The following is a 13,825-nucleotide window of genomic DNA, read 5'->3' as shown; positions in this document are numbered from 1 at the left end:
CGGCGCACCGCCCCGCGCGGGCTGGCAAGATATCCGCATGAGCACAGCGACCCGATCCGTGGCGCCGCGCGCGCACGTACTCGTCGCGGTGAAGGAACTCCACGCGGCCAAGACGCGACTGTCGGGTGTCTTCGACACGGACGACCGCACCGGACTGGTGCTGTCGATGCTGCGCGACACCCTGGCGGTCGTCAGCGACGTCGCGACGGTCGTCGGCGTCACCGTGGTCACGCCGGACCCCGCGGTGGCCCGGCTCGCCCGCAGCGTCGGCGCCCACGTCTACGCCGATCCCGCCCCCGTTGCTGCCGGCGACCCGGCGGACGAGGGCGGCACCGAGCACGGTCTCAACGCGGCACTGGCCGCCGCGGCCGAGCACGTGCGCCGCAACGAGAGCGGCGTCGACGTCGTCGCGCTGCAGGCCGACCTTCCGTCTCTGCGCGGAGGCGAATTCGGCGAAGCACTCGCCGCGGCGAGAACCGGCGGCAGGTCGGTGGTCGTCGATCATCACGGCACCGGAACGGCCGCACTCTTCTCCTGCGACCCGGAGGTTCCCCTCGATCCCCGGTTCGGTCCGGGGTCGGCGAAGCGGCATCTCGAATCCGGCGCGCGCCCCCTCGACGGGCACTGGCCGGGGTTGCGGACCGACGTCGACACCGCCGACGATCTCGATGCCGCTCAGGCTCTCGGCGTCGGACCTGCGACGCGTGCCGCACTCGACGCCCTCGAACACAGCGCGCCCTCGCACTGCGGAAACGAGTAGCCCGCTAGCCCGCGAACGCCGTGTGAATTTGCCCCATCGATTGTCCGCGGTCGAATTCTCGAGGGATGATCGTGGAGTGAGTAACCGAGAAGCACTCGATCACCCGACCGACGTCGACGGAAAGAACGGAACCCGCGACGGCATCGTCACCGCCAACCCCACGAACGTTCCGATGGCTCCCCCCGCTGCGACGAGTGCCCTCACGAGCGCGCTGACCGACGGGCTCCCCGAAGATCGTTACCTCAACCGTGAACTCAGTTGGCTCGATTTCAACGCCCGGGTGCTCGCCCTCGCCGAGGACACGTCGCTGCCGCTGCTCGAGCGCGCGAAATTCCTCGCCATCTTCGCGTCCAATCTCGACGAGTTCTTCATGGTCCGGGTCGCCGGTCTCAAGCGCCGCGACGAGACCGGCCTGTCCGTGCGATCCGCCGACGGCCTGTCCCCCCGCGAGCAACTCTCGCTGATCGCGACCCGCACCCAGGAGATCTCGGAGAAGGCCGCGCGGGTGTTCCTCGACTCCGTGCGTCCCGCGCTTGCCGCCGAAGGGATCTCCATCATCGGATGGGACGAACTCACCGACGACGACCGCGTGCGACTGTCGGTGCATTTCCAGGACCAGATCTTCCCCGTGCTCACCCCGCTCGCCGTCGATCACGCCCATCCGTTCCCCTACATCAGCGGCCTGAGTCTCAACCTCGCCGTGACGGTGAAGGATGCGCTCACGGGTGGGGAACACTTTGCGAGGGTCAAGGTTCCGGACAACGTGGGCAGGTTCGTCCGCGTCCGCCGCGACGAGACACCGTCCTCGGTCGACGCGTTCCTCCCCCTGGAAGATCTGATCTCCGCTCACCTCGACATGCTGTTCCCGGGCATGGAGATCGTCGAACACCACGCCTTCCGCATCACCCGCAACGCCGATTTCGAGGTCGAGGAAGACCGCGACGAGGATCTGCTGCAGGCGCTCGAGCGTGAATTGGCGCGCCGCCGCTTCGGTTCCCCGGTGCGGCTCGAGGTCGCCGACGACATGACCGAGCACATGCTCGACCTTCTGCTGCGCGAACTCGACGTCGATCCCGGCGACGTCATCCAGGTGCCCGGACTGCTCGACCTGTCGTGCCTGTGGCAGGTGTACGCCGTCGACCGCCCCGCCCTCAAGGACGCGCCGTTCGTGCCGGCGACGCATCCGGCGTTCGGCGAACGCGAAACACCCAAGAGCGTCTTCTCGACCCTCCGCGACGGCGACGTCCTCGTGCACCACCCGTACGACTCGTTCTCCACGAGCGTCCAGCGGTTCATCGAACAGGCCGCCGCCGACCCGCAGGTGCTGGCGATCAAGCAGACGCTCTACCGCACGTCCGGCGACTCCCCCATCGTCGACGCCTTGATCACCGCCGCCGAGGCAGGCAAACAGGTTGTCGCACTGGTCGAGATCAAGGCGCGATTCGACGAGCAGGCCAACATCAAGTGGGCCCGCAAGCTCGAACACGCCGGCGTGCACGTGGTGTACGGGTTGGTCGGGCTCAAGACCCATTGCAAGACGTGCCTCGTCGTGCGCCGCGAGGGGTCCACCATCCGGCGCTACTGCCACATCGGCACCGGCAACTACAACCCGAAGACGGCCCGCCTGTACGAAGACATCGGTCTGCTCACCGCCGCCCCCGAGATCGGCGCCGACCTCACCGACCTGTTCAATTCGCTCACCGGCTACTCGCGGAAAACGCAGTATCGCAACCTCCTCGTCGCGCCGTACGGTGTGCGCCGGGGAATCATCGAGCGGATCGACGATGAGATAGCGCACAAACTGCGGGGCGAAGACGCCGGAATCCTCCTGAAGGCCAACGCCTTGGTCGACGAACAGGTGATCGACGCGCTCTACCGGGCATCCCGGGCCGGTGTGCCCGTCGAAATCGTCGTGCGCGGCATCTGCGCCCTCAAGCCCGGAGTTCCCGGGCTGAGTGAGAACATCCACGTCCGGTCGATCCTCGGCCGTTTCCTCGAGCATTCGCGTGTCTTCCACTTCCGCGGCGCCGACGAGTTCTGGATCGGCAGCGCAGACATGATGCACCGCAACCTCGACCGACGCGTCGAGGTCATGGCGCAGGTGAAGGATCCCCGCCTCACCGCTCAGATCGGCGAGATCGTCGATTCGGCGCTCGATCCCGTCACGCGGTGCTGGGTACTCGGACCCGATGGCCGGTGGGTTCCGTCGCCGGCACACGGCGAGGAGGTCCGGGACCACCAGGAGGCCATGATGCGTAAACGAATGGGCACCGGATCCTGATCGCGGCGCACCCGCGGCAATAAGGAAGGAACTCGGTGAGCAGTACTCGCGGCAAACCGGTCAAGGCCAATATCTTCGCGGCGGGAGCAGTGCTGTGGCGAAAGTCTCCCGAGAATCCCGACGAAATCGAGGTCGCGCTCATTCACCGGCCCAAATATGAGGACTGGTCGTTTCCCAAGGGAAAACTCGACCCCGGCGAAACCGCGGTGGTGGCAGCGCTACGCGAGGTGGAAGAGGAGACGGGTATTCGCGGGCGTCTCGGCAGGCATCTCGGCGCGTTGACCTATCCGATTCCCGGGCACCGCCGGTTGAAACGCGTCGAATACTGGGCGGCCGAGGCCCGCGCCGGCGAATTCGTCCCCAACAGCGAGGTGGACGAGATGCGCTGGCTTCCCGTATCCGAGGTGGCCGACCAGCTGTCGTATCCCATGGATCGCAAGATGCTCCGCCGGTTCACGGCGGGGCCGCCCGACACCGCGACCGTCCTCCTGGTCCGGCATGCCAAGGCGGGAAGCCGGAAACGGTACAAGGGCGACGACTCCACCCGGCCACTGGATGCGAACGGCGTACTCCAGGCCGACGCCCTCGTAGCCCAGCTCGAGGCTTTCGGGGCCACCGACATCACGTCGGCCGACCGGACGCGGTGCACGCAGACGGTCGAGCCACTGGCCCGCGCGTTGGACACGACCGTCCGGTTGGATCCGCTGCTGTCCGAGGAGAGTTACACCGCCGACCCGGCAGCCACCCGCACCCGGGTACGCAAGATCGCCGCGCTCGGCGGCGTCCAGGTGATCTGCAGTCAGGGTGGCGTCATTCCCGACCTGCTCGACTGGTGGGCGGACATCGACGGCGTCGCACTCCCCCCGGCGCGGAACAGAAAGGGGAGCACCTGGGTGCTCTCACTGTCGGGCGGCAAACTCATCGCCGCCGACCACATCGACAGTCCGCTTCCCCCCACGCGGAAGGACTGAGCGCCGCCGGACGAATTTCACCCGGTAACGACAACACAGACAGGCGCCAACCCCCAGGGTCGGCGCCTGTCTGTGTTCGGGAAGTCCCGTGTGCGGTGTCTTACTTGGCGCGCTTTGCAGGCGCCTTCTTTGCTGCCGTCTTCTTTGCAGCCGTCTTGGCCGGAGCCTTCTTTGCTGCCGTCTTCTTGGCTGCCGCGGTCTTGGCAGGAGCGACCTTCTTCGCGACGGTCTTCTTCGCTGCCGCGGTCTTGGCCGGAGCCTTCTTTGCTGCCGTCTTCTTCGCTGCCGCGGTCTTCGCGGGAGCGACCTTCTTCGCGACGGTCTTCTTCGCTGCCGCGGTCTTCGCGGGAGCGACCTTCTTCGCGACGGTCTTCTTCGCTGCCGCGGTCTTGGCCGGAGCCTTCTTTGCTGCCGTCTTCTTCGCTGCCGTCTTCTTGGCAGCAGCCTTCTTGGCAGCAGCCTTGGTGGCGGGCGCCGCTGCACCGCGCTTGACTGCCGGACCGGTGGCCGGAAGCTTCTGGCCGCCAGCGATAACCGCCTTGAACTGAGCGCCCGGACGGAACGCCGGCACCGACGTCGGCTTGACCTTGACGGTCTCACCCGTGCGCGGGTTACGTGCGACACGTGCCGCGCGACGCCGCTGCTCGAAGACGCCGAAACCGGTGATGGTCACGCTGTCGCCGCGGTGCACTGCCCGGACGATCGTGTCCACGACATGCTCGACAGCTTCCGTTGCCGTGCGCCTGTCCGTGCCCAGTTTCTCGGTCAGAACATCGATGAGCTCTGCCTTATTCATTGAAATTCCTCCGCGAACTAATGGTCCATCATCGGACCGACTACGAACTACGGTAAACCTGAATACCGCAGGAGTCTATGTGCCACGCCAATTCTCAAACAACGCGGCACCATTCTCAGGAACTTATTATCTGGGAGACAGGGCTCCGATTCCAACTTTCAGTCGGCCGAAGTGGGCTCCGGAAGAGTCACAGGTTTCCAAGAAGGCCTTGCCTTTTCGAACTCCGAAATGGCTTCTACCTGCCGTAATGTCAATCCAATGTCGTCCAGACCCTCGAGCAGACGCCACCGTGTGTAGTCATCAATCGCAAAGGGCACCACGGTGGTTCCGGCGGTCACGGTCTTGTTCTCGAGGTCGACGACCAATTCGAGACCGGGCTGTTCGTCGAGCAGTTTCCAGAGCAGTTCGACGTCCGACTGGGACACCTGGGCGGCCAGCAGACCGGCCTTGCCGGCGTTGCCCCGGAAGATGTCCGCGAACCGAGACGCGATGACGACCCGAAATCCGAAGTCGGATAGCGCCCACACGGCGTGCTCCCGGGAGGAGCCCGTGCCGAAGTCCGGGCCCGCGACCAGAACGCTGCCCTTGTCGTACGGGGCGACGTTGAGGACGAACTTCGGATCGGTCCGCCACGCAGCGAACAGACCGTCCTCGAAACCGGTGCGGGTCACTCGTTTCAGGTAGACCGCCGGGATGATCTGGTCCGTGTCCACGTTGGATCGCCGCAGCGGAACGCCGATACCTTTGTGTGTGCTAAAGGATTCCATCGAAAAATCTCCTAAATTCCTTGGGTCCTAGGCCAGATCTGTCGGCGCGGACAGGGTTCCCCGGACTGCCGTCGCGGCGGCGACCAGCGGCGAAACCAGGTGAGTCCGCCCGCCCTTGCCTTGACGGCCTTCGAAATTGCGGTTGGACGTGGAGGCCGAACGCTCGCCGGGCGCCAGCTGATCCGGGTTCATGCCGAGGCACATCGAACACCCCGCCTGCCGCCATTCGGCGCCGGCGGCGGTGAAGATCTCGCCGAGCCCCTCCTTTTCGGCCTGGGCGCGGACGCGCATCGAACCCGGCACGATCAGCATCCGGACGCCGTCGGCGACGTGCCTTCCGCGCAACACGTCGGCCACGGCCCGCAGATCCTCGATCCGGCCGTTGGTGCACGAACCCACGAAAACTGTGTCGATCGCCACCTCACGCAACGGAGTTCCGGCTTCGAGACCCATGTAGGTCAGTGCCTTCTCCGCGGCGTGCCGTTCGCTCTCGTCCACGATCTGCTCCGGATCCGGCACCGCCTCGCCGAGCGGCAGGCCCTGCCCCGGGTTGGTGCCCCAGGTCACGAACGGCGTCAGCGCGCTCGCGTCGATATGAACCTCGTTGTCGAACACCGCGCCCTCGTCGGTCTTCAACTGCTCCCAGGCCGCCACCGCGGCGTCCCAGTCGGCGCCCTTCGGCGCGTGAGGGCGTCCCTTGATGAATTCGTAGGTGATCTCGTCGGGGGCGATCATGCCCGCCCGCGCGCCCGCCTCGATGGACATGTTGCAGATGGTCATCCGCGCTTCCATCGACATCTTCCGGATCGCTTCGCCGCGGTACTCCAGGACGTAGCCCTGGCCCCCGCCGGTTCCGATCTTCGCGATGACGGCCAGAATGAGATCTTTGCTCGTCACGCCTTCCGGCAATTCGCCGTCGACGGTGATCGCCATCGTCCGGAACGGACGCAGCGACAACGTCTGCGTCGCCATGACGTGTTCGACCTCACTGGTGCCGATACCCATCGCGATCGCACCGAAGGCGCCGTGAGTGGACGTGTGGCTGTCGCCGCACACCACGGTCATACCGGGCTGGGTGAGACCGAGTTGCGGGCCGACGACGTGCACGATGCCCTGGTCGATGTTTCCCATCGGGTGCAGCCGGACACCGAATTCCTCGCAGTTGCGCCGGAGCGTGTCCACCTGAGTCTTGGAGACGGGGTCCGCGATCGGCTTGTCGATGTCGACGGTGGGGACGTTGTGGTCCTCGGTGGCGATCGTCAGGTCGGGCCGGCGCAGCGGGCGCCCCGCGAGCCGAAGTCCGTCGAATGCCTGCGGACTCGTCACTTCGTGAACGAGATGCAGATCGATGTAGATGAGGTCGGGGTTGTCTCCCTCACCCCGGACCACGACGTGGTCGTCCCACACCTTCTCTGCCAGGGTGCGTGCTTTCTCGGCCATCTTCTCCACCTCTGTGTGTCCTCTCGCACCGCGGGCTTCGGGCTGGTCCGCCGTGCGCTTGTCGTCGTTAACCTCTTCCCGGACACGCACTCGACGTGAGACGAAGGTGCGCTATGATCCCAATATGCGAGAAAGTGGTATCGACCTATGAGACAGCATAGCGGCATCGGGGTCCTTGACAAAGCGGTGGGCGTGCTCCACGCCGTCGCCGAGAAGCCCTGCAGCCTCACCGAACTGTGCTCGCGCACCGGACTGCCCCGCGCGACCGCCCACCGGCTCGCCGTCGGACTCGAGGTCCACCGCCTCCTGACACGTGACTCCGACGGGCTGTGGTGCCCCGGTCCCGGCCTCGCCGAACTCGCTGCAACGGCTAACGATCCGCTCGTGTCCGCGGCGGCTCTCGTCCTTCCGCGACTGCGCGAGATCACCGGCGAGAGCGTGCAGCTGTACCGCCGGGAAGGCACGCAACGCATCTGCGTAGCGGCGATGGAGCCACCCACCGGTCTCCGCGACACCGTTCTCGTCGGGGCACGCCTCCCGATGAGCGCCGGTTCCGGCGCCAAGGTCCTCCTCGCCTGGGCCGATCCGCAGACCCAGCGCACGGTTCTTCCCGACGCGGCGTTCGGCGAGCGCGTGCTGCTCGAGGTCCGCCGCCGCGGCTGGGCACAGAGCGCCGCCGAGCGTGAACCCGGGGTCGCCAGTGTCGCCGCACCCGTGCGCGACTCCGCAGGCGCTGTCATCGCGGCGATTTCGGTGTCCGGTCCCATCGACAGGATGGGCAGGCGCCCCGGGGCCCGGTGGGCTGCCGACCTCCTCGCCGCCGCGGAGGCGTTGCACAAGAGACTCTGACCGCTCACACCGACACTCACCGCGACAGGAGAAGCCGATGGGGAAGAACCAACGCTCGCAGATCACGATGACGGATTCGGAGATCGCCGAATTCGTGAACCGGAGCCGGATCGCCACGCTGGCAACGGTGGCAGCGGACGGCCGGGCTCATCTGGTCGCCATGTGGTACGCCGTGATCGACGGGGATATCTGGTTCGAGACGAAGAGCAAATCGCAGAAGGCGGTCAACCTGCGCCGCGACGACAGGGTCACCGTCCTGATCGAGGACGGCCAGACCTACGACACGCTGCGGGGAATGTCGATCGAGGGCCGGGCGGAGATCGTGGAGGATCCCGACGCGATGTTCGCCGTCGGCGTCAGCGTGTGGGAGCGCTACACCGGGCCTTACACCGACGATCTGCGTCCCGCCATCGATCAGCTGCTGCACAAGCGGGTGGTCGTTCGGATCGTTCCCGAGCGCATCAGGAGCTGGGACCACGCCAAGCTCGGCCTTCCCGCGATGCCGGTGGGCGGAACGACGGCCGCGTACGTGGAGACGGCCGAACGCCGCTCCTGATATCGGTCAGGGCGAAAAAACAGGAGCATTCCCGGTGCCCTCGGCGTAGCTTCACAAAGTGAACCGACTACCCGAGGGAGTTCACCGTGACTGACGCCGATAACGAAGACACGAAAAAGAAATTCCGCGAAGCACTCGAGCGGAAGAATCATCAGGCCGGACTGTCCGCCGATCACAAGGACGCACATTCCAAGGTGCACGAGGCGCACGGGCCTGCCGACCACAAACGCGAATTCCGCCGCAAGACCGGATAAACGACACAGCATCCGTATAGAAAGAAACACCCTCCGATTTCTCGGAGGGTGTTTCTTTTTGTAGCCCCGACGGGATTCGAACCCGCGCTACCGCCTTGAGAGGGCGGCGTCCTAGGCCGCTAGACGACGGGGCCAGGAACTTTGTCTTGCTTTGGAAGCTCAGCAAGCATAGCTTCCAGAAGTTCGGAGTCAAAATCGGCCGAACTTCCGCTGGGGTACCAGGACTCGAACCTAGAATGGCGGTACCAGAAACCGCTGTGTTGCCAATTACACCATACCCCAATGGCCGTTCTCGAACCGCCGAGCTTCTGGGCTCTGCGGCCCGCCTCGGGCCGAAGAAGAGATTACCAGCCTACTGCCGTGATTTACCAAATCGTATGGTCAGAGGCTGTTTTTGCACACTTTTCGGCCCGAGGACGGCGGTCTAACCGGCGAGGGAGGCCCGTGCCGAACGCAGCCGGGACAGCGACACGTCGCGTCCGAGCAGTTCCATCGATTCGTACAGGGGCGGGCTGATGTGCGAGCCCGTGACGGCCACCCGCACCGGAGCGAACGCCTTACGTGGCTTGAGGCCCAGTTCGTCCACGAGAGCGGTCTTGAGGGCCTCCTCCAGCGAGGCTGCGTCCCACGCACCGACTGCGTCCAGCGACGCGAGGGCGGCGTCGAGAACCGGCGCGGAGTCGGCCCCCAGGTTCTTCGCCGCGGCGGCCGGGTCGATCGCGAAGTCGGATTCTTCGACGAACAGGAACTTCAGCAGATCCCACGCGTCGGACAGAACCACGATGCGAGTCTGGACCAGATCGGCAGCGGTCGCGAAGACGGACTCGTCCACCGTTTCCCCGAGGTGGCCGTGAAGCGTGAGGAACGAGCGGAGGCGCGCGGCGAAGTCGGCGGGCTCGAGCAGCCGGATGTGCTCGGCGTTGATCGCGTCGGCCTTTTTCTGATCGAACCGGGCCGGATTGGAATTGACCTTGCAGATGTCGAAGGCCGCGACCATCTCGTCCAGGGAGAACACGTCGTGGTCGTCGGAAATACCCCAGCCCAGCAGCGCCAGGTAATTCAACAAACCCTCGGGAACGAAACCGCGGTCGCGATGGATGAAGAGGTTCGACTCGGGATCGCGCTTGGACAGCTTCTTGTTGCCCTGCCCCATGACGAACGGCAGATGCCCGAACTTCGGCGTGAAATCGGCCACACCGATCCGCTGCATCGCCTCGTAGAGGGCGAGCTGCCGTGGTGTGGACGACAGCAGATCCTCGCCGCGGAGGACGTGTGTGATCTTCATCAACGCGTCGTCGACAGGGTTGACCAACGTGTACAGCGGAATCCCGTTGCCGCGGGTCAGGGCGAAGTCGGGCACGGTCCCTGCCTTGAACGTCGTCTCGCCGCGCACGAGGTCGTCCCACGTCAGGTCGTGGTCGGGCATCCGGAGCCGGACCACAGGCTTGCGGCCCTCGTCGAGGAACGCTTGCCGCTGCTCGGGCGTCAGGTCACGATCGAAGTTGTCGTAGCCCAGTTTGGGGTCGCGGCCGGCGGCCTTGTGCCGCTCCTCGACCTCCTCGGGCGTCGAGAACGACTCGTACGCCTCGCCCGCTGCGAGCAGCTTCGCGACGACGTCCAGGTGCAGGTCACGCCGCTGGGACTGGCGATACGGCTCGTACGGTCCCCCGACCTCCGGGCCCTCGTCCCAGTTCAGTCCGAGCCAGCGCAGCGCGTCCAGGATCGCCTGGTACGACTCCTCACTGTCACGGGCAGCATCGGTGTCCTCGATGCGGAACACGAACGACCCGCCGTTGTGTCGGGCGAACGCCCAGTTGAACAGGGCCGTTCGGACGAGCCCCACGTGCGGGGTTCCGGTGGGCGACGGGCAGAAACGGACGCGAACTTCGCTTGTGGTCATGGCTCACTTGGGTCGACGCTGGGAAAACGGACTCCTACAGGCTAGTCCGCTCCCGATGTCGACACGAGAGCCGTCAGCGCTTGGCGGTCACCGGGTTGGTGAGGGTGCCGATGCCGCCGATGGTCACGCTGACGCTCTGGCCGTCGACGATCGGGCCGACGCCTTCCGGTGTGCCGGTGAGGATGACGTCGCCGGGGAGCAGCGTCATCACGGCCGACACCCATTCGATGATCTTCGGAATGTCGTGCAGCAGAAGCGAAGTGTTGCTCCGCTGCTTCACCACCCCGTCGACCTCGGTGGTGATGTCGACGTCGGACGCATCCAGCTTCGTCTCGATCCACGGCCCCAGCGGGCAGAACGTGTCATGCCCCTTCGCCCTCGTCCACTGACCGTCGTGGCGCTGGTGGTCGCGGGCCGACACGTCGTTGGCCGCCGTGTAGCCGAGCACCACGTCGAGGGCCTTGGCCGCCGGTACGTCCTTGCAGGGACGGCCGATGACGACCGCGAGTTCCCCTTCGTAATGAACTTCGTTGGAGGACTTCGGCAGGACGATCGCGGCGTCGGGGCCCACGATCGAGGTGTTGGGCTTGAGGAAGATCACAGGATCGGCCGGCGCCTCCCCGCCCATCTCGGCGGCGTGGGCGGCGTAGTTCTTTCCGATGGCGACGACCTTGCTGGCGAGAATCGGCGCCAGCAGCCGCACATCGGCGAGCGGCCAGCTCCGGCCGGTGAAAGTCGGGGTGCCGAACGGATGCTCGGCGATCTCCTTCGCGATCCGGGACTCGCCGTCTCCTTCGATACTGACGAACGCAACACCATCGGGACTTGCCACTCGACCAAGACGCATGGCGCCGAGTCTATCGGCCCGGGTCCACCGCCGTGCCGGGACGTCGGACGACGCGGGGTATAGAATCCGAACCAGCGCCAATATATGAGAATCAAATCCTAGATATTGAGATGACATGACAGCATCGATCGACACCGCGTCCGCCGTCGGAACTGCTCGCAGATGGTGGATGCTCGCCCTCGGGATGTTCGCCCAGGCCGCGCAGGCGGTCTTCGTCAACGGCGTCGCCTTCCTCATTCCCGAACTCCAGGCGAATCACGGGCTCAGCCTCGCTCGCACCGGACTCGTCGTCGCCGCACCCACCCTCGGGGTCATGGTGACGCTCATCGCGTGGGGCGCGCTGGCCGACCGCTACGGCGAACGCAGGGTGCTGGCCGCCGGCATGGCGACCACGGCGGCGGCGGGGCTGGGCGCGGCCCTCTCCGGATCTCTCACGGCCACCGCAGTCTTCCTGCTGCTCGGCGGGATGGCGGCGGCCTCGGCGAATGCCGCGAGCGGACGCGTCGTCGTCGGATGGTTCCCGCCCGAGCGCCGCGGCCTGGCCATGGGGATCCGGCAAATGTCACTGCCGCTCGGCATCGCCTGCGCTGCGCTGACTCTCCCCTCGGTCGCCCACGACCACGGCATCGGATGGGCGCTCACGCTGCCCGCTGCCCTGTGCGCCGCTGCCGCGCTCGCCTGCGCACTCTGGGTGGTCGATCCGCCCCGGCCGAGTCGCAGCGACGCAGCGGATCTCGGCATGCTCACCAATCCCTACCGCACCAGCGGCACACTGTGGCGGATCCACGCCGTCTCCGTGCTGCTCGTCGTGCCGCAGTACACGGTGTGGACCTATGCGCTGGTGTGGCTGATCTCCGAAAGACAGTGGGAAGCAACGTCGGCGGGCCTCGTCGTGACCCTCGCGCAGATCCTCGGCGCGTTCGGCCGGATGGGCGTCGGCTTCTGGTCCGATGTGGTGGGCAGTCGCATGCGTCCGCTCCGCTGGGTCGCGGCAGGCGGCGGACTGTCGATGGCGGCGCTCGCCGTGACGGACGCGATGGATTCGCCTCTCGCGATCGTGGCGTTGCTCGCGGCGTCCGTCGCGACGGTGGCACCGAACGGCCTCGCCTTCACCGCCGTCGCCGAGATCGCGGGCCCGTTCTGGGGTGGGCGTGCCCTCGGTGTCCAGAACACCGGCCAGTTCGTCGCGGCGTCGATCGTTCCCCCGGTGTTCGGCGCGCTGATCGGAATCGTCGGATTCCCGGTGACTTTCGCCATAGCGGCGGGATTCCCGGCCGCCTCGATACCACTGATCCCCGTGGCCCGGTCCGAAGACCGGTCCACGGGGATCGAGGAAGACAGGGTCGAAACGCGGCCCTAGAGGGCGGCGGCGATCCGGTCGCCGACCTCGGACGTGACGACCTTCGAGTCGCCCCGGGACGCCAGATCGGCCTCGACCGCGGTTTCGATGCGCGCGGCGTCGCCGTCCCGGCCGAGGTGCCGCAGCAGCAGTGCCGCGGACAGGATGGCCGCCGTGGGATCCGCGATCCCCTGGCCTGCGATGTCCGGGGCGCTGCCGTGCACCGGCTCGAACATCGACGGGTTCGTTCCCGAGGCGTCGATGTTTCCCGACGCCGCCAGGCCGATGCCGCCCGTGACCGCACCCGCGAGGTCGGTGATGATGTCGCCGAACAGGTTGTCCGTGACGATCACGTCGAAGCGCGACGGGTCGGTGACCATATAGATGGTGGCCGCGTCGATGTGGCAGTACGCCGTCTCCACGTCCGGGTATTCGGCCGACACGGTCTCCACCGCACGCGTCCAGATCGCGCCCGCGTTGGAGAGGACGTTCGTCTTGTGGATCAGGGTGACGTGCTTCCGCCGCGTCTGTGCGAGCGCGAATGCGTAGCGCACCACCCGCTCGGCGCCGAACCACGTGTTGATCGACACCTCGGTCGCGATCTCGTGCGGGGTGCCCACACGGATCGCGCCGCCGTTACCGGTGTACGGGCCCTCGGTGCCCTCGCGCACCACCACGAAATCGATGTCCGGCTGCGCCGCGAGCGGCGACTTCGATCCCGGATACAGCTGCGACGGACGCAGATTCACGTGATGATCCAACGCGAACCGCATGTTCAGCAGCAGCCCCCGCTCGAGCACGCCCGGTGTGACCGACGGGTCGCCGATGGCGCCCAGCAGGATCGCGTCGTGCTCGCGGATCGCCGCGAGATCGGCGTCCGGGAGCAACTCCCCCGTGGCGTTGTATCGACGGGCACCGAGGTCGTACTCGGTGGTCTCGAGATCGGGGACGAGTTTCCGCAGCACCTTCAGCGCCTCGGCCGTGACCTCGACACCGATGCCGTCACCCGGAATGACCGCAAGCTTCATGAACGCCTCACTTCGAAAGAGAGCTGTGCGCGTGCCA

Annotated in this window: 13 protein-coding genes and 2 tRNA genes; 7 read left to right on the top strand and 8 right to left on the bottom strand. The window is 66.4% G+C overall.

Annotated features, from left to right (window positions below; genetic code table 11):
* Positions 1–58 precede the first annotated feature (58 nt).
* From cofC to ROP_RS32550, 3 genes are all read left to right on the top strand, one after another.
* Positions 59–760 carry a 2-phospho-L-lactate guanylyltransferase gene (gene cofC / locus ROP_RS32560; RefSeq protein WP_331458004.1) on the top strand — a complete coding sequence of 234 codons (702 nt, stop codon included), beginning with the start codon at positions 59–61 and terminating at the stop codon, positions 758–760.
* Positions 761–836: 76 nt separating this feature from the next.
* Entirely contained in the window at positions 837–3,041 is a 2,205-nt protein-coding gene (locus tag ROP_RS32555; RefSeq protein ID WP_015890247.1) for an RNA degradosome polyphosphate kinase, read from the top strand.
* A gap of 35 nt (positions 3,042–3,076) precedes the next feature.
* A complete protein-coding gene (locus tag ROP_RS32550) occupies positions 3,077–4,012 on the top strand; it encodes an NUDIX hydrolase (RefSeq protein ID WP_015890246.1) in 936 nt (311 codons plus the stop codon).
* Between the two features lie 100 nt (positions 4,013–4,112).
* On the opposite strand, the gene ROP_RS32545 is transcribed toward ROP_RS32550, so the two are convergent.
* The 3 genes from ROP_RS32545 to leuC all read right to left on the bottom strand — a co-directional run bounded on the left by ROP_RS32545 (position 4,113) and on the right by leuC (position 7,024).
* The gene (locus ROP_RS32545; RefSeq protein ID WP_015890245.1) at positions 4,113–4,808 is read right to left on the bottom strand and encodes an HU family DNA-binding protein; all 696 of its coding nucleotides are present in this window, start codon (positions 4,806–4,808) and stop codon (positions 4,113–4,115) included.
* Between the two features lie 158 nt (positions 4,809–4,966).
* On the bottom strand, positions 4,967–5,575 hold the full coding sequence (gene leuD / locus ROP_RS32540) for a 3-isopropylmalate dehydratase small subunit (protein ID WP_015890244.1): 609 nt from the start codon (positions 5,573–5,575) through the stop codon (positions 4,967–4,969).
* Between the two features lie 27 nt (positions 5,576–5,602).
* On the bottom strand, positions 5,603–7,024 hold the full coding sequence (leuC, locus tag ROP_RS32535; RefSeq protein WP_015890243.1) for a 3-isopropylmalate dehydratase large subunit: 1,422 nt from the start codon (positions 7,022–7,024) through the stop codon (positions 5,603–5,605).
* Positions 7,025–7,162: 138 nt separating this feature from the next.
* On the opposite strand from leuC, the gene ROP_RS32530 reads away from it, so the two are divergent.
* From ROP_RS32530 to ROP_RS43250, 3 genes are all read left to right on the top strand, one after another.
* Positions 7,163–7,864 carry an IclR family transcriptional regulator gene (locus ROP_RS32530; protein ID WP_015890242.1) on the top strand — a complete coding sequence of 234 codons (702 nt, stop codon included), beginning with the start codon at positions 7,163–7,165 and terminating at the stop codon, positions 7,862–7,864.
* Positions 7,865–7,901: 37 nt separating this feature from the next.
* Entirely contained in the window at positions 7,902–8,420 is a 519-nt protein-coding gene (locus tag ROP_RS32525; protein WP_015890241.1) for a pyridoxamine 5'-phosphate oxidase family protein, read from the top strand.
* Between the two features lie 86 nt (positions 8,421–8,506).
* Positions 8,507–8,674: a DUF5302 domain-containing protein gene (locus ROP_RS43250; RefSeq protein WP_015890240.1), complete on the top strand. Its 168-nt coding sequence runs from the start codon at positions 8,507–8,509 to the stop codon at positions 8,672–8,674.
* Between the two features lie 61 nt (positions 8,675–8,735).
* On the opposite strand, the gene ROP_RS32520 is transcribed toward ROP_RS43250, so the two are convergent.
* The 4 genes from ROP_RS32520 to ROP_RS32505 all read right to left on the bottom strand — a co-directional run bounded on the left by ROP_RS32520 (position 8,736) and on the right by ROP_RS32505 (position 11,421).
* Positions 8,736–8,808, bottom strand: a tRNA-Glu gene (locus ROP_RS32520).
* A gap of 76 nt (positions 8,809–8,884) precedes the next feature.
* Positions 8,885–8,956: transfer RNA gene (locus ROP_RS32515), tRNA-Gln, on the bottom strand.
* A 142-nt stretch (positions 8,957–9,098) separates the two neighbouring features.
* Positions 9,099–10,574, bottom strand: a complete 1,476-nt coding sequence (gene gltX, locus ROP_RS32510) for a glutamate--tRNA ligase (RefSeq protein WP_015890239.1) — start codon at positions 10,572–10,574, stop codon at positions 9,099–9,101.
* 73 nt (positions 10,575–10,647) lie between these two features.
* Positions 10,648–11,421, bottom strand: coding sequence for a fumarylacetoacetate hydrolase family protein (locus ROP_RS32505; protein WP_015890238.1), 774 nt, complete (start codon positions 11,419–11,421; stop codon positions 10,648–10,650).
* Between the two features lie 115 nt (positions 11,422–11,536).
* Between ROP_RS32505 and ROP_RS32500 the strand changes: the two genes are divergently transcribed.
* Complete coding sequence (locus ROP_RS32500; protein ID WP_043825810.1) at positions 11,537–12,781, top strand: MFS transporter; 1,245 nt, start codon at positions 11,537–11,539, stop codon at positions 12,779–12,781.
* On the opposite strand, the gene ROP_RS32495 is transcribed toward ROP_RS32500, so the two are convergent.
* On the bottom strand, positions 12,778–13,788 hold the full coding sequence (locus ROP_RS32495; RefSeq protein ID WP_015890236.1) for a 3-isopropylmalate dehydrogenase: 1,011 nt from the start codon (positions 13,786–13,788) through the stop codon (positions 12,778–12,780). The genes ROP_RS32500 and ROP_RS32495 overlap by 4 nt on opposite strands.
* Positions 13,789–13,825: the final 37 nt, after the last annotated feature.

This window comes from Rhodococcus opacus B4 (assembly GCF_000010805.1).
Taxonomy (GTDB): Bacteria; Actinomycetota; Actinomycetes; order Mycobacteriales; family Mycobacteriaceae; genus Rhodococcus_F; species Rhodococcus_F opacus_C.
The sequence above is the reverse complement of the archived record's forward strand: the minus strand, read 5'-3'. Positions and strand labels throughout refer to the sequence as shown.